General features: G+C 68.1%; 24 protein-coding genes and 1 tRNA gene. 2 read left to right on the forward strand and 23 right to left on the reverse strand.

Annotated features, from left to right (window positions below; all coding sequences use genetic code 11):
* Window positions 1-2: 2 nt before the first annotated feature.
* The 4 genes from ABIC70_RS12980 to ABIC70_RS12995 form a co-directional block, all read right to left on the reverse strand.
* A complete protein-coding gene (locus tag ABIC70_RS12980; protein ID WP_354439843.1) occupies window positions 3-740 on the reverse strand; it encodes a phage adaptor protein in 738 nt (245 codons plus the stop codon).
* A complete protein-coding gene (locus ABIC70_RS12985; RefSeq protein ID WP_354439844.1) occupies window positions 737-2,287 on the reverse strand; it encodes a hypothetical protein in 1,551 nt (516 codons plus the stop codon). Before ABIC70_RS12985 ends, ABIC70_RS12980 begins: the two co-directional genes overlap by 4 nt.
* 169 nt (window positions 2,288-2,456) lie before the next feature.
* The gene (locus ABIC70_RS12990) at window positions 2,457-2,849 is read right to left on the reverse strand and encodes a hypothetical protein (protein WP_354439845.1); all 393 of its coding nucleotides are present in this window, start codon (window positions 2,847-2,849) and stop codon (window positions 2,457-2,459) included.
* A 105-nt stretch (window positions 2,850-2,954) separates the two neighbouring features.
* Window positions 2,955-4,055: a N4-gp56 family major capsid protein gene (locus ABIC70_RS12995; protein ID WP_354439846.1), complete on the reverse strand. Its 1,101-nt coding sequence runs from the start codon at window positions 4,053-4,055 to the stop codon at window positions 2,955-2,957.
* Window positions 4,056-4,552: 497 nt separating this feature from the next.
* Between ABIC70_RS12995 and ABIC70_RS13000 the strand changes: the two genes are divergently transcribed.
* The gene (locus tag ABIC70_RS13000; RefSeq protein WP_354439847.1) at window positions 4,553-5,188 is read left to right on the forward strand and encodes a hypothetical protein; all 636 of its coding nucleotides are present in this window, start codon (window positions 4,553-4,555) and stop codon (window positions 5,186-5,188) included.
* 26 nt (window positions 5,189-5,214) lie between these two features.
* Here the strand turns inward: ABIC70_RS13000 and ABIC70_RS13005 are convergent, their stop codons facing one another.
* From ABIC70_RS13005 to ABIC70_RS13090, 18 genes are all read right to left on the reverse strand, one after another.
* The gene (locus tag ABIC70_RS13005; RefSeq protein WP_354439848.1) at window positions 5,215-6,234 is read right to left on the reverse strand and encodes a hypothetical protein; all 1,020 of its coding nucleotides are present in this window, start codon (window positions 6,232-6,234) and stop codon (window positions 5,215-5,217) included.
* 60 nt (window positions 6,235-6,294) lie between these two features.
* Window positions 6,295-6,702, reverse strand: a complete 408-nt coding sequence (locus ABIC70_RS13010; protein WP_354439849.1) for a hypothetical protein — start codon at window positions 6,700-6,702, stop codon at window positions 6,295-6,297.
* 15 nt (window positions 6,703-6,717) lie between these two features.
* Entirely contained in the window at window positions 6,718-8,811 is a 2,094-nt protein-coding gene (locus tag ABIC70_RS13015) for a portal protein (protein WP_354439850.1), read from the reverse strand.
* On the reverse strand, window positions 8,808-10,115 hold the full coding sequence (locus ABIC70_RS13020) for a PBSX family phage terminase large subunit (RefSeq protein ID WP_354439851.1): 1,308 nt from the start codon (window positions 10,113-10,115) through the stop codon (window positions 8,808-8,810). Before ABIC70_RS13020 ends, ABIC70_RS13015 begins: the two co-directional genes overlap by 4 nt.
* A complete protein-coding gene (locus ABIC70_RS13025; protein ID WP_354439852.1) occupies window positions 10,105-10,569 on the reverse strand; it encodes a DUF2280 domain-containing protein in 465 nt (154 codons plus the stop codon). The genes ABIC70_RS13020 and ABIC70_RS13025 overlap by 11 nt, the downstream gene beginning before the upstream one ends.
* 24 nt (window positions 10,570-10,593) lie before the next feature.
* Window positions 10,594-10,758: a hypothetical protein gene (locus ABIC70_RS13030; RefSeq protein WP_354439853.1), complete on the reverse strand. Its 165-nt coding sequence runs from the start codon at window positions 10,756-10,758 to the stop codon at window positions 10,594-10,596.
* Window positions 10,758-11,018, reverse strand: a complete 261-nt coding sequence (locus tag ABIC70_RS13035; RefSeq protein ID WP_354439854.1) for a hypothetical protein — start codon at window positions 11,016-11,018, stop codon at window positions 10,758-10,760. Before ABIC70_RS13035 ends, ABIC70_RS13030 begins: the two co-directional genes overlap by 1 nt.
* Window positions 11,018-11,314, reverse strand: a complete 297-nt coding sequence (locus ABIC70_RS13040; RefSeq protein WP_354439855.1) for a hypothetical protein — start codon at window positions 11,312-11,314, stop codon at window positions 11,018-11,020. Before ABIC70_RS13040 ends, ABIC70_RS13035 begins: the two co-directional genes overlap by 1 nt.
* Entirely contained in the window at window positions 11,314-11,487 is a 174-nt protein-coding gene (locus ABIC70_RS13045) for a hypothetical protein (RefSeq protein WP_354439856.1), read from the reverse strand. Before ABIC70_RS13045 ends, ABIC70_RS13040 begins: the two co-directional genes overlap by 1 nt.
* Before the next feature lie 2 nt (window positions 11,488-11,489).
* Window positions 11,490-11,669: a hypothetical protein gene (locus tag ABIC70_RS13050; RefSeq protein WP_354439857.1), complete on the reverse strand. Its 180-nt coding sequence runs from the start codon at window positions 11,667-11,669 to the stop codon at window positions 11,490-11,492.
* On the reverse strand, window positions 11,669-11,890 hold the full coding sequence (locus tag ABIC70_RS13055; protein ID WP_354439858.1) for a hypothetical protein: 222 nt from the start codon (window positions 11,888-11,890) through the stop codon (window positions 11,669-11,671). The genes ABIC70_RS13050 and ABIC70_RS13055 overlap by 1 nt, the downstream gene beginning before the upstream one ends.
* The gene (locus ABIC70_RS13060; protein WP_354439859.1) at window positions 11,887-12,120 is read right to left on the reverse strand and encodes a hypothetical protein; all 234 of its coding nucleotides are present in this window, start codon (window positions 12,118-12,120) and stop codon (window positions 11,887-11,889) included. The genes ABIC70_RS13055 and ABIC70_RS13060 overlap by 4 nt, the downstream gene beginning before the upstream one ends.
* A 12-nt stretch (window positions 12,121-12,132) precedes the next feature.
* On the reverse strand, window positions 12,133-12,963 hold the full coding sequence (locus tag ABIC70_RS13065; RefSeq protein ID WP_354439860.1) for a recombinase family protein: 831 nt from the start codon (window positions 12,961-12,963) through the stop codon (window positions 12,133-12,135).
* A 108-nt stretch (window positions 12,964-13,071) separates the two neighbouring features.
* Window positions 13,072-13,314, reverse strand: a complete 243-nt coding sequence (locus ABIC70_RS13070) for a hypothetical protein (protein ID WP_354439861.1) — start codon at window positions 13,312-13,314, stop codon at window positions 13,072-13,074.
* Window positions 13,315-13,392: 78 nt separating this feature from the next.
* Window positions 13,393-13,468, reverse strand: a tRNA-Phe gene (locus ABIC70_RS13075).
* A gap of 89 nt (window positions 13,469-13,557) precedes the next feature.
* On the reverse strand, window positions 13,558-13,794 hold the full coding sequence (locus ABIC70_RS13080) for a hypothetical protein (RefSeq protein ID WP_354439862.1): 237 nt from the start codon (window positions 13,792-13,794) through the stop codon (window positions 13,558-13,560).
* An 86-nt stretch (window positions 13,795-13,880) separates the two neighbouring features.
* Window positions 13,881-14,585, reverse strand: a complete 705-nt coding sequence (locus ABIC70_RS13085) for an Abi-alpha family protein (protein WP_354439863.1) — start codon at window positions 14,583-14,585, stop codon at window positions 13,881-13,883.
* Window positions 14,586-14,625: 40 nt separating this feature from the next.
* Window positions 14,626-15,495, reverse strand: coding sequence for a hypothetical protein (locus ABIC70_RS13090; RefSeq protein WP_354439864.1), 870 nt, complete (start codon window positions 15,493-15,495; stop codon window positions 14,626-14,628).
* Between the two features lie 203 nt (window positions 15,496-15,698).
* Here ABIC70_RS13090 and ABIC70_RS13095 point away from each other — a divergent pair, with 203 nt between their 5' ends.
* Window positions 15,699-16,028 carry a hypothetical protein gene (locus ABIC70_RS13095; protein ID WP_354439865.1) on the forward strand — a complete coding sequence of 110 codons (330 nt, stop codon included), beginning with the start codon at window positions 15,699-15,701 and terminating at the stop codon, window positions 16,026-16,028.
* A 13-nt stretch (window positions 16,029-16,041) separates the two neighbouring features.
* On the opposite strand, the gene ABIC70_RS13100 is transcribed toward ABIC70_RS13095, so the two are convergent.
* Window positions 16,042-16,422: a hypothetical protein gene (locus ABIC70_RS13100; protein ID WP_354439866.1), complete on the reverse strand. Its 381-nt coding sequence runs from the start codon at window positions 16,420-16,422 to the stop codon at window positions 16,042-16,044.
* Window positions 16,423-16,577: the final 155 nt, after the last annotated feature.

Consider the following 16,577-nt stretch of genomic DNA (forward strand, 5'->3'; position numbering starts at 1 on the left):
GCTCACAGGTCGTAGGCCCGCACGACGCCGGTGCCGGCCATGGTGGTGGCGAGCCCCTTCAGGGAGGACGAGGCCTCCCCGACCGCGACGTCCATCGCGGCCTTCAGCGCGGTGTCCTTCAGGCGGTGCAGCGCGAGGTAGCGCTTCGCGTAGGAGGCGATCAGGTCATAGGCCTCGTCGACCCAGGCGTTGGTGTCCGCGTCGGTCGCCGGCGCGCCGAGCCGGACGTGGCCGGTGAAGCGGACCGTGTAGACGCCGTCCGGGATCGGGAAGAGGCGGTAGCCCTCGGTGAACTTGGCGAAGTAGCAGGGCTGCCCGGTCTCGGCCTGGTCGCCCACACCCTCGACGTCGGACATCGGCACGCTGCGCAGAGTCCACGAGGTGCCGCTCGCATCGAACGCGATGGCGCTGTCGATCGCCAGCATGACGTTCAGCCCGGCGAGGTCCGCGCCGCCGTAGCCGGCCTGCCCAGGTACGGTCTGGAAGGTCAGGACGCCGTCGTTAAACGCGAACCGCTCCCGCTGCCAGAAGCCGATCGCGCCGCGGATCGCGTTGCGGATCGGGCCCTCCAAGTCGGGCCGGTCCAGCTCGTCCATGATCTGGTTGACCATGCGCCCGAGGGTGGGCGAGCCGTCGTCGGTCGAGGTGCCGTCCGCGAGGATCAGTGGGTTGTCGACCGTCGCCGCGAAGGCCGACTTCACCTGCGCGGTGGAGTCCGGGAAGAGGGGGCCGCTGGTCATAGGCCGTCCTCCCAGCCCAGGCAGACGACCGCGGCATTCGCCTGGATCGCCGCGTAGACGCTGGTGCCCTCGAAGTGCATCGTCTGCTGCCCCGAGGAGCCGCTGGCACTGTTGACCCCGTTCGAGCTGTTGATCGGCGGCGGGGGCGCCCCCGAGGACTGGCCCTGGTTGTAGCTGCCGTAGGAGGCGTTGGGCGCGAGCGTGGCGACGTTGCTGCTGCCGGACGTGGCGTAGGTCGCGAACAGGCCGCCCACAGCCGTCGAGGGCGCGAACCCGGAGATCGGGACCGCCACCCAGGTCGGTGTGACCACATCGCCGTTCGCGCCCGAGACCACGGGATAGACGTGGCCGCCGTCGATCTTGTAGCGCGCCTGCCGGCCGCTCTGGACGATCGGGACGAAGGTGGCGGAACCGTCCGTCCGGATCCAGCCCGCGCGAGACGCGTAGGCGTAACCAGAGGGGAGCGTCGGCGCCGTAGCCGAGAGCGAGTACAGGCCCGCCTTGGTGCCATCCGGCTTCGCGATGATGAACAGCGCATACCACGTGTTCGCCGCCGTCGACCCCTTGTCGAGGCCGCCCGCGCCATTCAAGCCCGTCGAGATCGTGACCGAGACGTTCTGGACCGACAGGCCGGCGCTCGCGCCCCGCAGGACGGCAGATGTGGCGACGACCGATATCTGCGATCCGGCGCTGGCCCCCGGCTTGATCGTGAGGCCGCTGAAGATGGCCACGTTCGGCACGGACGCAGCGGCCGCGGTGGTCGCTGCGGTGGTCGCCGCCCGATCCGCGTAAGCCGTGCTCGCAGCCTGCGTGTTGTTCGTGCTGGCCGCGGCGGTGGGGACCGTGGGCGTGCCCGTCAGGGCCGGCGAGGCGAGCGGCGCATAGGTCGAGGCCGCCCCGCTCTGCGTCAGGTAGGTCGACGCGACCGTGCTGGCGTAGCTCGCGAGCGCCCCGGTCGAGAAGGCGGTCGTGGCCACCTTGGTGGTGTTGTCGCCGGCCGACGGCGTGGTCGCGGTCGAGCCGGTACCGAGGACGAGCGTGTCACCGGACGCCGCTGCGCCGATGTTCTGGCGGGCCTGGAGCTGCTGGGCGCTGGTCAGGCTCTGCGCGGTGTAGTTCACCGCATAGGCGTTCGTGGCGGCGCCGATCGCCGCCTGCAGCGCGGCCTCGGCCGCCTTGGCCCGAGTGACCTCGCCCGTGATCGCGGTGGTGTTGGCGCCCTCCGCGGCGAGCGCCCGGTTCGTCTCAGCCGTGAGCGCGCCGCCATCGGCCACGGTGCCGACCGTCACGCCGACGTTCTTCGAGGCCGCGTTCCCGAAGCTCCCGACCGTGCCGACCACCCGGTTCAGCGTGCCCTCGACCGTCGAGAGCCGGGAATCCAGGCCGACGTCGTTCTGGTAGAGCTTGATCAGTGCGTTCGGCAGCGGCTCCGCTTTCGAGCCCGACACGCCGGTGTTCGGCTGCTGGATCATCGACTGCCCGAGCGCCATCGACGGCACGAGCAGCAGGGCGGCGCCGAGGAGGCGCCCGAACCGGGACGGGATCATCGGCGGCCCTTCGGTCGGCGCGCGGGCTTCCGAGGCGCGGCGGGCGCGGGCTCGGGCTGGCGGACAGGCGGGGAAGGAGGGGCCGGCTCCGGCGCGGGGGCCGGGGCCGGTAGGGGCGCGTCGGCGAGCGCGTGAGCGCCCGCATGCAGCACCCAGAGCGCGGCGTGCATCAGCCGTCGTTGTTCGGGGCGTAGTGCAGCACGATGGTGGCCACGCCCGCGGCCGGGGCGCCCGCGATCGTGCCGTAGATCGGCGTATCGGCGGCGAGCCGGCCCTTGAGGGTGGCCGTGTCGATGCGCTTCACGCCCGCCGCGGTCACGGCGGTGTCGCCGGAGGCCGCGAGGTCGTTGCCGCCCGGGGCCGAGCCGAGCACCATCGTGGCGCCGGCCGAGAACGCGGTCTCGACGAGCACCAGGAGCGAGGTGATCAGCGCGCCGGCCGGCAGCGAGGCCGGGAGGACGAAGGCGCCATTCAGGTAGGAGACGGTCAGGCGGACGTACTGCGACTCCTGCCGGCGATACTCGCGCACCGACGGTGACGCGGGGGGGACATTGGTGGCCACGAGGACCTCCTGTTCAGACGGATCGGGGAAAGGCGGGGAAGACGAGAGCGGGCCGGAGCGCGAGGCCCCGGCCCGGGTCAGCCATCAGGCTGAATCGGCGGGGGCTTAGCCGGCGGGCGCGGCGTAGGTCGGGACGGTGATGACGCCGAAGTCGTCGCCGTTGAACGTCGTCTTCTTCAGGCCCCAGATCGCCCAGGCGGAGACCTCGAGGTTCCGCTTGTGGTCGTACAGCTCCTCGTTCCAGCGGTAGCGCTCGTCACCGCCGGCCTTGCCGTAGGCGACGGTCGCGGCCTGGGCGCCGAGGAGGACGGCGCGGCGGGTGTTGGCCACCGCGGCGTTGCCGTTGTCCGAGACGCCCTGCGTGACGTCCTGCGCCTCGCGGAGCACGACGCCGTTGTACATGCCGAGCGCGCCCGAGAAGATCGGGCTCTTGCTCGACTGCATGCCGGCCATCGCCGCCTTCTGGATGTCCAGCCACTGGCCGGCGGCAGTGTTGGTCCGCAGCGAGGTGACCTGCGTGGAGTGCAGGTACATCACGTAGACCTTCTGGCCATCGACCACGACGGGGCGGATCATCACCTTGCCCGCGGCGCCACCGGTCTTCGCCAGCTCCACCGCCTGGTCGATCAGGCTGAGGGTGAAGATGTCGCCGGCGACGAGGGCCGAGTCCGCAGCGCGACCATTCGGGCGCAGGATGCGACCGGCGGACGGGGCCGTGACGAGGTTGTTGCCGTTGTACTTCCGGGCATTCTTGCCCGGCAGCGCGTTGACCGGGGTGTAGCCGCAGACGTGGGCGAAGAAGATCTTCGCGCGGCGGGTCTGGAACCAGTCGGCGATGCCGGAGCGGGCCTGCTCACGCAGGTTGAACGGCACGCGCTGGGCGTCGATGGTGTTGTCCGACTTCACGCCGACGACGTGGCCGAGCTCGTCGATCGTCACCTTGTCGGAGTTGGTGCCGAGCTGCTCGCCGTTGCCCTCGGCGACGTCGTCGGAGGTGAAGCCGTCGCCCTTGAGCTGCATGCGCAGGCCGAAGGTGACCTGGTCGCCGTTGCCCTTCTTGGTCTCGGTCTTCTCCTGGATGATGGAGCCATCGGAGGTGCCGACCAGCGGGTCGATGTCGATGGACTTGTTGGCCTCCACTGCGAGCTTCTTGCTCCACAGCTTCTGGGCCATCGGATCGCCGATGCCGAAATTCGTGAACGACATGAGAGGTGCCTCTAAGGGCTGGATTCCGTGGGGGAGGGGTGCGTGCGGGCCGTGTCGTCGCCGCGCGGACGGAAGCCGGGCCCCAGGTGACCGTTGGGGACGGTGATCGGACGGGCGCCGTGACGTGGCGCGGACGAAGGCTGTGACGCGGCCGGGCGAGCCCTGTGACGGGGGCCAATCGGACGACTGGACACGCGAAAGCGCCCCGCTGGGAACAGCAGAGTTCGGCGCGCGGGCCGGTCGGAAACTGGTGGGATGCGGGACGGGGCCTCAGGCCCGCACGTCACGCGACAATGGCAATATGCGTTGTTTCGCCCGTCGGGTCAAGCAGGACAGATCAAGGATCACAAGGCCAAGTAGCAGAATGATAAAAATTATCATTATTATCTATAAAGACATAGCGCCAGGGAGGCAATGATGCTCAAGCTGTCCTCGTATTAACTTTCTATAATATTTGCAGGCTATTGGTGAGGGGCTGATTTTCGGAGGCCTACATCTTGAACATGCTTTATGATTGGTTCCAGCATAATTTTCCATGGGTAATCAATAATCCTGTGCTTACTGGCTTGTTGGCGGCAGCATGGGTTACCTACACCAAATTTATCGGGCATCGAAATGCCGTTAAGGCCGAAACCCTTGACAGAAACAGGCCCCACTATGAGCTTGAGCGAAATTTGTCACAAATCTTGTATGGCGCATGTATAGTATTCGTATTATTACTATCTATTTTCTTCGGAATATACTACGGTTCTGGCGTTGTTAGAACTGTCGTCGCGTCAATGTTGGCTTTCGCGTTCTCCGCCATCGCGCTGTTGCCACTATTGAGGCTTGGAAATGTTTGGGACGATCTGTCAGTTTACTGGTTGACAGGAGCTATGTTTATTGGCGCGTTGGTGGTGCTGCATGAGCTTGGTAATTACACCGAGACTGGTGATTATTATCTAAAATTGTCAATTGCTGCCGCATTTGTGGCAGTAATAATTATCTTTCCGTTGTACAAGTACGTGCGACGAGCATTACTTTGGTGGGAAAATAACTACACATTGGGCCTCTACGGCAGTTTTCTATATTTTGTATTTGTGTTTCTGAGCTTGATTGCGGCAATTGCCTTCTTCTACGACAGCAAGATGTGATTATTATTGTCTGTCTGTCGATTGCCCTAAATATCTGTTTCAGCGCCCATTAGGCGGGCGAGCTTCTCCGGGTTCTTGGTCGCGAAGGCCTCGAAGTCCTTCTCGCTCATCGCGGCCAGCATCTCGAAGGTGACCTCGCCGGCCGGCGCGCCACCGGCGGCCGATAGCGACTTGCCCGGGCCGGCCTGGCCTGCTGCGACGCGCTCGACCTTCTGGGCCGCGGTCTCGGCCGGCGCGGGGGCGGGCGCGGGCTCGGCAGCCTTCGGGGTGAACCCGCGGGCCTTGGCGATCTGGAAGATGCGCTCGGCGGGCGAGACGCCGGCCTGCCGCGCCTGCATGGCCACCTGGAACTCGTCGTTCGCCAAAGCCTGCGCGATCTGATCCTGCGGCACGCCGAGGGCCGCATACTCGGCCGCGCGGCTCTGCATGACGTGTCGGAAGGCGTCGGCGAAGGTCGGCTCGGACTGGGCGAAGCGGTTCAGATCGGTGTGGTAGTCCCGCACGACCTCGCCGGCCTCGCGCTCCTGGCGCTGGCGGGCGGTCTCCTGCTGCACACCGTTCCGCAGGTCCTCGATCTGCTTCTCGAGGTGCTTGGCGTAGCCGAAGATATCCTCGTCCGGGCTGGGCGGGGCGGCCGGGGTCTCGGGCTGGGCCGCGGCGGGCTGCTGGCGGGCCTGCATCGCCTCGGTGATGACGCGCAGACGCTCGTCGCCGCGCGCGTACTTCTCGCGGAGGTCGTTCAGCTCCTTCTCGACGGCCTTCCGGCGCTCGCGCTCCTCGTGGAATGCGCCGTGCGGGACGAACTTGCCCTTCTCGTCGCGCGCCTGAGACTCGGGATCGATCTCGGAACCAGGGACCTCGGCGGCGGGGGCAGCAGCGGCGCCCGGGGCGGCAACATCACCACCGGCCGGAGCGACCTCGGGAGCCGGCGCCGCGGCGGCGCTGGACGGCGCATCCTCGCCGCGCTCGTACGCGTCGAAGGCGGCCCGTTCCTCGGGGGTGAAGCCCTCGGCGTTGTCCGTGGAGGCGAAGTCGTTGTCGTCCATGATGTCCTCGTGACGTGAAGGGTACGAAAGCCGGCGTGCGCCGCCGGCGAGCGGAAGGGGTCAGGCGCGCGGGGGGCCGAGGCGCGTCAGGATGTGGAAGACGGCGTCCCGGAGCAGGCTCACGAGGATGCGGAGCTGGCCGCTCTCGCCGTGGTCGCCGAAGCGCTCGATCTCATCGAGCAGCTCGGCATAGTCGACCGCCGGGGACATCTTCGGATTGCCGAACACCCGGGCCGTGCCGCCCTCATGGGCAGGCTGAGGCTGGAAGCCAGTGTTCACCCGGGCGGTCACGGTCTCGGCCGAGCCCTCGACCAGCAGCATCGGGGTGCCGACCTTGAGCCAGACCTGCGCGGCCGGCGGATCGGCCATCCCGACCTCGACCATGCCGACGTTGTCCGGGGCGATGTAGACCGCCTCGCCGGGCGTCTCGGGATCGCCGGAGTAGATCCGGAGCTGGACGAGCTTCATCGCTGAGCCTGCAGATCAGAGGCCGATCTGGCCCGGGTAGGCCGACGGGCCCGGCTGCGGCGGCGCGCTGGCCGGCGGCGGCAGCATCGCGAACGGCGCCCGGTCCACGGGGAGGGGCGTCGGGGCCGGAGCGGCGTGACGGTGCTGTTCGGGCGAGGGAGCCGCGCCCTGCGTCACCTGCTGGTGGCCGTGCGCGATCTCCAGGGTGCGCCCGACCGTGTCGACCTTGTCGTACGTGCTGAGCGAGCGCTGATGCTCGGCTTGCGCGCGCTTCAGGTCGGCGCCGGCCGCCGTCTCCTCGATCGCCGTGAGCGCCTGCTGCATGGCCATCTGCTTCTGCTGCTGCGCCTGCGGGTCGTTCTGCTGGCTGGCGAGCAGCTCGCGCATCTTCGCGACGAAGCTGTCGGGGAACGGCGAGTAGGGCAGGACCTCGAGCAGCACCTGCGGGGTGATCATGTCGCGGATGATCGGCAGCACCGACACGAAGGTCTGCCACATGACCTGCTGCTGGTTCGGCGAGGACGGCGCCTCGTCGATGATCACGTCGAAGTCACCCGCGGTCTGGTCGCGCAGGAGCGGGATGACCTTCTGGCCGGCCGGCCCGGTGATCCGCACGAGGCGGCCATCCGAGAGGTAGCGCTGGATGAAGTAGAGCCGCACCCGGCCGATGTGCTTCCGTGCCCGCCGCAGCGCGTTGAACGCGGTGGCGAGGATGTTCATCGCCGCCTGCTTGCGGTGGTACTCCAGGATCCCGGCCTGGTCGTTCTGCTGCTGGCCGAGCAGCTCCAGGTTCACGCCCGAGGAATCGCGGATGGAGCCGATCGCGAACTCCATCATCTGCCAGTGTCCCGAGGGCAGGACCGGCAGGGGCTTCTCCTTGATCGCGCCGGAGCGCAGCGCGCCCGGGTTCACCCAGGTCGTGGCGCCGGGCTTGGCCGCGGACGCCTCGAACTGCCGGACGTCCTTCACCGCCGAGGTCTCGGCGAAGTGCCCGCCCTTGGACTGCCGGTTGAGCATGTCCATGGTCTGGCTCAGCCACTTGTTGGCGAAGCGCTGCGGGTCGAGCATCGGGCGCACGATCCCGAACCACGTGCCCTTGTTCTGGTCCCGGTCGCCCGTGAGGAAGGCGTAGGAGAAGCGGTCACCGGCCGGGGCCGGGCCCTCCTCCAGCACGGTCGCACCGAGGAACGCGCGCCGATAGACGCGCTTCATCTGGTGGAACACCTGCACGGGCGGCATGCCCATCGCGGCGGCGCGCTGCAGCAGCACCTTCGCCTGCGCGGGGTCCATGTCCATCGGCTCGCCGGTCTGCGGGTCGATGACGATCGCGACCTTCTTCCGCTCCCACCACTGCACCTCGACGATGGTGACGCGGTCCGTGCCGGCGTCGGCCGCGTCGCGGCGGTCCATGCGATGCTCGCCGGGCTGGAGCTGTTGGTGCGGCTCGCCGCCGTCGCGGTCCTCGGCCCAGGCCGCATCGAGGTCGGACGCGTCGGCATCCGGGAACAGGCCCTCGGCCTCGGCCCGGTCCATCGTCTTCGCCCGGAACACGCGGCGCGCGTCGGACAGCCCGCGCTTCGTCGCGGTGTGATCCCAGAACATCTCGATCGGGTTGACCCGGTCCTCGACGTAGGCGCCGTCCGGGTTGATCTCGTAGTCCAGCCGCTGCTCGATCACGCCAACGCCGCAGATCACGGCGTCCACGAAGGCGTCGCTCTCCTCGTCCTCCGCGTCGGCTTCGTCCGCGAGGTAGCGGGACGCCTCGGTGAGCACCTCGTTCAGCGCCGCATCGCCGACCTCGCGCGGCAGGTACTGGATGTCCTGGCGGGTCGAGACCTCGGAGCCCGCCACGGCCTTGATGACCGGCAGGACGCGGTTGAACGTGATCGGGGGCCGGCCCTGCTCCTTCAGCACCGCCTCGTCGGCGGCCGACCACTGGTGGCCCGCCACGAAGTCGAAGTCCTCGCGCGCGTTCGCCCGCCACGTCGACGAGGCGTCCCGGTCCGCGCGGAACCACGCCCGCAGCTTACGGAACAGGGCGTCGCGGTCGAGCTGCTCCTGCTCCTCGGGCGAGACGGCCTCGTCGGCCGGCGCGTCGGTCTCGGTCATGCCGCCCATCCGGTGCCTAACGTGGTCTCGGTGCGCTCGCGGCGACGGCGCCGGTCGTAGCGGTCGTTCGGGGTGTTCACCGGCGGATCGTCCGGCCGGGGCTCGGCGATGGCGACGGCGAAGTAGCGGAAGGCGTCGGCCGCGTGGCTCGCCTCGTCGTGCAGCGGGTTCTTCGAGAAGGCCTGCGTCTTCTCATCGACGTCGTAGCGGTAGTTCCGGAGCGACTGCAGGCCGTCCGCACACCGCTCCTCATCGAACCAGCACCGCGCGAAGAGCTGGCGCGCCGCGTCGATGCCGGCCGCCACGGTCAGGCGCGGCGTGATCCGCACCTCGTGGCCGGCGGCCCACATCTGCTGCTCGATCGTGCGCTCGGAGGCGAGGAGCTCGTTCTGCGCGTCGTGCGGGAGCCAGTGCTCGCCGTAGACGTAGCCCTGCTCGGCGGTCCGGGCCGCCAGCACGTCGAGGTAGTGCTGGAGCGCGAAGCCGCGATTCTCGTAGAAGTCGATCAGCCGGAACTCGAAGCCGATGATCTGGGCGAACCAGATGCTCGTCTTATCCGCCCGGCCCAGGTCCCAGAACGTGTGCACCCGCTTCGACGGGTCGAACGAGACCTTGGTGAACCGCTTCTCCCGCGCGGCAGCCAGGATCTCGTGCGTGTAGATCGCGCCGTCGAGGACCTGCTTGACGTGGCCGCCCCAGACCGTCTCGTAGGCGACCGGGTCGCGAGCCTTCAGGTCCAACGCCTCCTGCCGGAGCACGGCGGGGAACCACGGATTGTCCTCCCAACCGATCTTGACCGGTTTGCAGCCGGTCGGCGGGTGCTTCACGAACCGCTGGTAGGTCTCGTCCGCCTCCAACTCCGTGTTGAAGCTGATCCAGATCTCCGAGCCTTCCTTGCGGATGGTCGGGATGAGCACGTCCCAGGACGTCTTCGAGACGGTGCGCGCCTCCTCGACCCAGCAGACGTCCACGCCCTCGGTCGACTTCACCGAGGCGACGTTGTGCCGGAGGCCCTTGAAGATGAACTCGGTCCCGTTGGTCCCGAGGATCCGCTTCTCCTGCGTGTCGTAGAGGTGCGACAGCCCGAGGAGGTCGATCTGCTGCACGAGGAGCGCGTGCGCCGATTCCGCGATGCTGTTCTGGAACTCGCGGGCGCACAGGACGCGGAGCTTGCGCTGGGCCCCGAGGATCACGAGCGCCCGGCCGAACCCCCAGGATTTCGCCCCGCCGCGGCCGCCGTACGCGACCTTGTAGCGGGCCGGCTCGAACAGGAAGTCGAGCTTCTCCGGGAACTCAACCCGCATCGACGGGCGCCGCCCTGACGAACGCGACGGTGATCCCGCCGTCGACCAGCGGGGCGCCGTCCTTGCCGGTCAGCTCGTTCTCCCGCTTGTTGGTGAAGACGCCACCGACCTCCTTCGCGGCCTGCGCCAGGAGCTGGGCCGCGAGTGCGATGTTCCCCTGCGTCTCCGCACGCTCGGCGAGGCGCTGCAGCGCGCGCAGCCGGGTCACACGGTGCGAGATGCCGATCGACGCCGCGTTCTCCAGGAAGGCCGCGCGGGTCGCCTGGAACAGCTCCCGGTACTGCTCGCTCAAGCCCTGCCCGGCGCGCCGCTCCGGATTGTACGCCTCGACCTGCTGCGGCGAGACCGTCTCGGCAAACTCGGCCTTGACCGCCTTCACCACCACGGAGGGTGGGTCGAAGCACGCAAGCTGCTGAACGATGAAGGTTTTAACCTCGTCGGAGAGCGTCGACACAGTCGCGAATCCGTCAATTCAGGATCAAACCCGGCGCCCGCAGGTGCCGCAGGCGCCGACGATGTCCGCCTCGCACACGATCGGGGGCCGGTTGGCCGCCTCGACCAGCGCCGCGGTCTGGCCCGCCGCCGCGCCGACGGCGCCTTCCTGGCCGAGCAGCCGCTCCGGCGGGCGAGGGCGGGCGAGCATCAGGGCTGGCGCATCCGGTGCTCGAGGTGCTCCGGCACGCGCCACGCGCCGTCGGCACCCTGCACGAGGTCGATCACGTCGGGCCCGTCGAAGCGGGAAGCGGGGCGCTTCGGCTGCTGAGCGGCCGCCGCGTAGGCGAAGGCGTCTGCCGCATGGGCCGAAGCGTTGTAGTTCTGCTGCGCCTCCCAGAGCGTACGGGCCTGCGCATTGGCCTGCTGACGCATCAGCTCGGCGAAGATGGGATCGTGGAAACTCGCCATCAGGCTCCTGCCATCCCTTCAACCGCTACGCAGCGCGCCGACAGCGTGCGGCCGCGCGGGGCCTCGCCGAATTGCTCGATGGTGGAGGCGTGGCCCTCGCAGGCGAACCGGCCGATCCATCGCCGGCCGGAGACCGGGAGCAGGCGGCAGTCCGATCCACGGCAGGCACGGACCTCGATGCGGTAGCCGACCGTCGCAGCCTGCGCGGGGCGATCGAACACCCACACCCAGCCCCAGCCGAGCGCCAGGACCAGGAGGATGCCGGCGCCGTGCCGGGGGCCCACGACGCCGCGCATCAGTGCTTCGCCCGGGACGGCATGTCGCCGAAGAGGAGCGTCAGGCGCTCGGCCATGACGCGCACGTCATCGGGCACGGCTGGCCGGACCAGCACGAAGGAGGCCGGCCGGCGCGGGCGCAGCGCCGCCGCGGCGATGCCAGCCAACAGGATCGCGGCGCAGAGGCGGGGCATCGTCATCGTCCCTGGTGGACGCCGAAGCACCGGAGCGCCTCGTCGTAGGACAGCTTCGCGATCGGGCCGGCCGGCGCACCGAGATCGGGGCCGGCGCACATCTCGCGCTCGCCGCGGTGGACGATCGGCGCGGACGGCGCCGGCCGGCGGCCGAACAGCAGCCGGAGCAGGAGGCGGCCCATCAGCTCGCGAACCTCATCGCGAGCGCGCGGCGCACCTCGAACTCGCCGGCCGCCACCTCGTCGTAAGGCGACAGCACCGGGGTTGGAGTGGCTGCGGGAAGGGTGCCCTTCCGACGCAGATGATCACCGTAGGCCTGGGCCGCGGGATCACGCTGGAGACGCTGCATCTGGCGCAGGTCCCGCTCGGCCTCGGCCGAGGTGTAGTCCGGGCGGCCGGTCACGCGATGCCGAGGCGCTTGTGCGAGATCCGGCGCCAGCCCTTGGTCGGGTGCAGCACCATAGTGGCGCCCGGCACCTCGCGCGTGGCGGCGATCCGCTTCGGCGCGATCGCGTTCCAGGCCGCCACGATGTTCGCCATGTGGAGCGCGGCGACGCCGGACAGCGCGTCCCGGCCGATGAGCGCAGCGATGCGCGCCTCCTGAAGGGAGGTGTGAAGCTTCGAGATGACCATGTGGATCTTTCGTCAGCCGATGATCGCGGCGTGGGCGCCCGGCTGCAGGACGTGCGTCTCGGTCCCGTTCCAGCGGAACAGGTACTCGATCGCGCCGCGGTATTTCGGGTTGTCGGTCACGTACGCGACCGTGGAGACGGCCCAGCGACCGCCCTTCGGCGCCGGGATGCCCTCGGCGTTCAAGCCGTCGGCGATGGCCTGGAGCGTCCGCTTGCGGCGACGCTCCTGGTAGATCCGGCGCACGATGCGAGCCTGCTCGGGAACGACCCGCAGGCCGCCCTCCAGATCCTTCGTGTAGCCGTATGGCGCTTGGCCCCCGGCGAAGCCGCCCTTGCCGGCCTTGGCCACCCGGCCGCCGGCGGTCCGGTCACGGATCACGAACCGCTCGTTCTCCGCCATGCCGGCGAAGATCGCGAAGAATGTCCGGCCCATCGGGTTCGACGTGTCGATCACCGATTCCGTGACCGACCGGAAGGCGACCTCGTGCTGCTCCGCCAGGTCCGAGACCGTCGTCATCGCGTGGCGGATGTCGCGAGACAGCCGGTCGATCTTCGCCACCAGCAGCACGTCGAAGGCCTTAGCCGCGGCGAGCTCCAACGCCTGCCCGAAGGCGGGGCGGTCGGCGGGCCGGGTCGCACCCGAGACACCCGGGTCGGTGAGGACCTCGATCAGCTCGTAGCCCTGGCTCTCGGCGAAGGAGCGGACCGCCTTCTCCTGCGCCTCAAGCCCGTGGCCGGTCGCGGCCTGCTCTTCCGTCGAGACCCGCAGGTAGCCGAGCGCCCGAACGGCGCTGGCTGCCTTCGTGTCGGTCTGGATTTTATACCGGGCCCGCTGGCGGCCCACACGACGTGAGCCCGAAACCACCTGCAAACCTCTGATTTTGCTTATGTTTTGGCGTCTAAACGGCCGATATTTCCAAGATCTCAGGAGACCTTGGAAATGGCCTTCAAATCAGGCCGCTCGACGCCGCCGGGCCACCGTGAACGGCTTGCCCTTCTCGCTCCGCCCGGCGGTGCCGAAGGTGCGCTTCTCAACGGTGCCGATGAGGGGCCGGAGCTGGCGGATCAGCGACCGGATGCGCCGGCAGTGATGATCGCGGGCGGCGAGGTCGACGTCCTGGCGCCCGGTCGCGCGAAGGCGGCAGAGCGCGAGGCTCTCCTCCTCAATCGCCGTGACGATAGCGTGGGCGCTCATCGGGAACCGATCATGGCACGGAACACCGCACGCGTCTGCGGAAGCAACGCCTAAGCTGTTGAGCGGGTTCGAGGAAGCTGGTGCCTCAAGCTGGGATCGAACCAGCGACGCGCAGATCTTCAATCTGCCGCTCTACCAACTGAGCTACCGAGGCAGGGGCCAGACATGCAAACGCCCGGCGGCTTCTCAGCCCCGGGCGTGCGTCTCGCGACTTGAACGGAATGCCGGGTTTCGCCCGACGGGTCAAGCGGATGTACGACGGACCACCTTCTCGCCTGCTTGCTCCATGAGCTTCAGCACCTCGGCCACCGACTCAACAAGAATGATCGAGTCTGGCGAGTGCCGCTCGTCCGTATCGGAGGATGTGGCAATGATCCTGAGGCGGGCATTGCCCTCCCAATCGTCAATGCGAAACACATTGTCTGTATTTATGTATACAGTTCTATTGTTGTTGCGCCACGTAACCTGGATCCACGCCATCTGCACGCCTCCGTTTCGACGCGCCTATGCTCGTCCATCGGCCGGCCGGTGTCACTGTCGAATGCGCTACCCAACCGAGGTGCCGATCAGCAATCTCGCAAACAGGCTCCGACGAAACCATCGCCAAGCGGCGTTAAGGATACGCCAAGGCACATGCGCCCGTCCCAGCGGTCTGTACGGAAAAGCTCAGCCTGTCGTTCCGCCGGAATTGCACCTTGTGCGACATTAATAAGGCCACAACTCTGAAGATTATTGATGTATAAAAGCATGTTCTCCAGATACTGGACCTCTTTGATAAGTTGCCCTTCGTCAAGACAGATGCGACGGACAACGCCCTCGATCATGTTGCCCTCCAATATAAATGGTTCTTCTGAAAGCTTTACGAGCATATGGGCTTCGTCGGGCGAGATCCGATTTATTATCCCGGGGAATGATGGGTGAGCCTCCCCAACACGTTCAACGTCGGTTGCCCTGCTTAACAGGCGACGAAATGCTTCTTCGATCGGAGTGCCTTCTTCTCGATAGCGGACACCCTCAAGGATGGGACCAAGAATGTCAGATTGAGGAGCAATCCGTCTTTGAGGGGGCACCTTTGACAAGGCGCGCTCAAAGAGCCGCTCCACACGCTCACGTGTGATGGCTCCGAAATCGAGCCCGGCGACTCTCATCGTTCGGGCGAGGTCACCAAGTGCGGTACCAATTTCCCGCGCAGCTGGCGCGAAAGCGTCGCCGTAGACTTCTTTGGCAACGACCTTGGCGACTTCGATCGCCAGCTTCGGGTCAACAGTCACGGGCGCACTCCATGCGAGCGCCCATGCTGGCACAGCGAAGTCAGGCTGTCTCGCCGACCCGGCACCGCGCCGCCACGATGTCCCGCACCCGCCCGCGGCCGGCGACGGCGCGCTGGACCTCCGGCTTGGCCTGCGGGGCATAGCGTGCCTCCTCGGCGCCCCAGTACTGGCCGTGGCCCTCCGGGACGGCCCGGCCGCGCGCGTCGGTCTGCTCGCCGGTCTTCTGGCCCTGGAAGAAGCGCTCCTGCACGTTTGCAACGCCCTCGGCCGCGAAGTCCTCATCGAGGTTCTCCATCAGGATCCGGAAGTGCTCGGCGATGTAGGCCGTGCCGCGGTCGCCGCCCTTGCCGCGGGCCTCGGCGAACTGCGCGAACGTCTGCCGGCCGGTGAGCACCTCGTGGAGGAATCGCGCCCCGGGCACGCCGACGGCGCGGACGACCTTGTCCTTGAGTTTCGCCACCAGCCGGGCGTCGTCGATCGCGTAGATGACCGACAGCTCGTGCGCGATGGTCATGTCCTTCGATCCGCGGACGCCGAAGTCCATGGAGCCGAGCCGGGCGCCGGAGGCGCGCTCGAAGATGGCCTGGACCTGGCGCCCGACCTCGTACTGCGAGACGGTGAGGCGTCCGTGCGAGCGCTCCATCTCCAGCACGTCGACCCGGCGGTTGACCGCGGCGAGGCTACGACCGCCCGGGGTCCACGGATCGTCAACCGCCACGGCCGCCGTCTGGATCGGGCCGCGCTTGCCCCGGACCGGCTTCGACAGGTCGGTGCGCGGGTCGAAGGCGCCGGCGTGGTCGTACCGGTCGCCGCGCGGATCCCGGCGCCGCTCCGGCTTGGCCGCGGGCACGTGGGTGTGGGTAGCCGGCGAGCCGGCGAGGGTGATGGCCTTGGTCCTGGACGCTGCCACGGTGGTGCCCCTTGCGGCGGTCGACCTTCCGTCGATCCGTGACACCTGATCTGCGTCCCGTTTTTGGACACACGCAAGCGTGATCTATGCCTGCGTCCATCCGGCGGTCCTCGATCAGGCACGTTCCAGGCATCGGCAGTTAGCGGGATCTCAATACCTCGCCCTCACCATCCCATCCGAGCCGCAGGCTTGGATACGAACTGATGTCGATCAGCATCGGCGCAGCCGCCTCGGGCGGGGCCTACACGCTGCCGACCAAACCCTTTGGGCGGCCGCAGACTGCTGACCCAGCCCTGTCGGCCCAGCAAGCGGCCAAGACGCAGGCCAAAGTCGCGGTAGCGCAGCAGGAACTCGCCAACGCCAACGGTATCGTGGACCAGGATAGGCGCAACCACAGTCCGAGCTGTGTCGCCTGCGACCAGAAGCTGGTGGACAAGGCCCAAGCCCAGCTCGCCCAGGCCAAGGCGTCGGACAACGGCCAGACCTCGCAGGCTCCGCTTCCACCCGGCAGCCTCGTCGATCTCAATGCCTGACCACGTGGCGCGGCTATTGGGAGCCGCGCGCGTTCCAGGCCTCCGCCAGCCGCTCGCAGGCCCTCTTCCGCCGCCGGTCGAAGGTCCGACGCCAGATCCCGAACTCGCGGCAATGGTCGGTGATCGATCCGCCGGGCACGTCCTTCAGCAGCCGAAGCCGCCGGTGCCGCTTGATCCGACGCCGCGCCTTCGCCCGTGCCCAGGTGAGCAGCGCGATCCGCTCATTGCTGTTCGTGCCCAGGATCTCGGCGGAGAACACGATCCAGTCGAAGGTCGCCCGCATTTCCTCCGGGTCGTTCGGCTGAAGCCGGTTCGTCCGGACGCTGAAGATGCCCGCGCCGGTGAACGCCATGAACGCCGCCACCAGCCACCGCTCGACATCCGCACACGTCATGGCCGGCGGGTCAGGGCCTTCGATCCTCGGCGGGTTCGCCATCAGCACCGGGTACGCGGTCTCCTCACGCAGCCGAGCGGCTGAACAGGTCAGCCGCTGGCGGGTCGGCCCGCGTGTGCGCGGCCGGCATCGGAGGCACCGCCGCTCGCGCCTCG

The sequence above is a fragment of the Methylobacterium sp. 1973 genome, assembly GCF_040545035.1.
Taxonomy (GTDB): domain Bacteria; phylum Pseudomonadota; class Alphaproteobacteria; order Rhizobiales; family Beijerinckiaceae; genus Methylobacterium; species Methylobacterium fujisawaense.

Bases quoted from the DNA above. Each gene is read 5' to 3' on its own strand.
- ABIC70_RS13015 (WP_354439850.1), bottom strand. From the start codon at position 8,811: ATGACCGAGACCGACGCGCCGGCCGACGAGGCCGTCTCGCCCGAGGAG.
- ABIC70_RS13050 (WP_354439857.1), bottom strand. From the start codon at position 11,669: ATGGGCCGCCTCCTGCTCCGGCTGCTGTTCGGCCGCCGGCCGGCGCCG.
- ABIC70_RS13005 (WP_354439848.1), bottom strand. From the start codon at position 6,234: ATGGACGACAACGACTTCGCCTCCACGGACAACGCCGAGGGCTTCACC.
- ABIC70_RS12980 (WP_354439843.1), bottom strand. From the start codon at position 740: ATGACCAGCGGCCCCCTCTTCCCGGACTCCACCGCGCAGGTGAAGTCG.
- ABIC70_RS13045 (WP_354439856.1), bottom strand. From the start codon at position 11,487: ATGCCCCGCCTCTGCGCCGCGATCCTGTTGGCTGGCATCGCCGCGGCG.
- ABIC70_RS13010 (WP_354439849.1), bottom strand. From the start codon at position 6,702: ATGAAGCTCGTCCAGCTCCGGATCTACTCCGGCGATCCCGAGACGCCC.
- ABIC70_RS13030 (WP_354439853.1), bottom strand. From the start codon at position 10,758: ATGCTCGCCCGCCCTCGCCCGCCGGAGCGGCTGCTCGGCCAGGAAGGC.
- ABIC70_RS12985 (WP_354439844.1), bottom strand. From the start codon at position 2,287: ATGATCCCGTCCCGGTTCGGGCGCCTCCTCGGCGCCGCCCTGCTGCTC.
- ABIC70_RS13060 (WP_354439859.1), bottom strand. From the start codon at position 12,120: ATGGTCATCTCGAAGCTTCACACCTCCCTTCAGGAGGCGCGCATCGCT.
- ABIC70_RS13070 (WP_354439861.1), bottom strand. From the start codon at position 13,314: ATGAGCGCCCACGCTATCGTCACGGCGATTGAGGAGGAGAGCCTCGCG.
- ABIC70_RS13080 (WP_354439862.1), bottom strand. From the start codon at position 13,794: ATGGCGTGGATCCAGGTTACGTGGCGCAACAACAATAGAACTGTATAC.
- ABIC70_RS13040 (WP_354439855.1), bottom strand. From the start codon at position 11,314: ATGCGCGGCGTCGTGGGCCCCCGGCACGGCGCCGGCATCCTCCTGGTC.
- ABIC70_RS13035 (WP_354439854.1), bottom strand. From the start codon at position 11,018: ATGGCGAGTTTCCACGATCCCATCTTCGCCGAGCTGATGCGTCAGCAG.
- ABIC70_RS12995 (WP_354439846.1), bottom strand. From the start codon at position 4,055: ATGTCGTTCACGAATTTCGGCATCGGCGATCCGATGGCCCAGAAGCTG.
- ABIC70_RS13100 (WP_354439866.1), bottom strand. From the start codon at position 16,422: ATGACGTGTGCGGATGTCGAGCGGTGGCTGGTGGCGGCGTTCATGGCG.
- ABIC70_RS13020 (WP_354439851.1), bottom strand. From the start codon at position 10,115: ATGCGGGTTGAGTTCCCGGAGAAGCTCGACTTCCTGTTCGAGCCGGCC.
- ABIC70_RS13095 (WP_354439865.1), top strand. From the start codon at position 15,699: ATGTCGATCAGCATCGGCGCAGCCGCCTCGGGCGGGGCCTACACGCTG.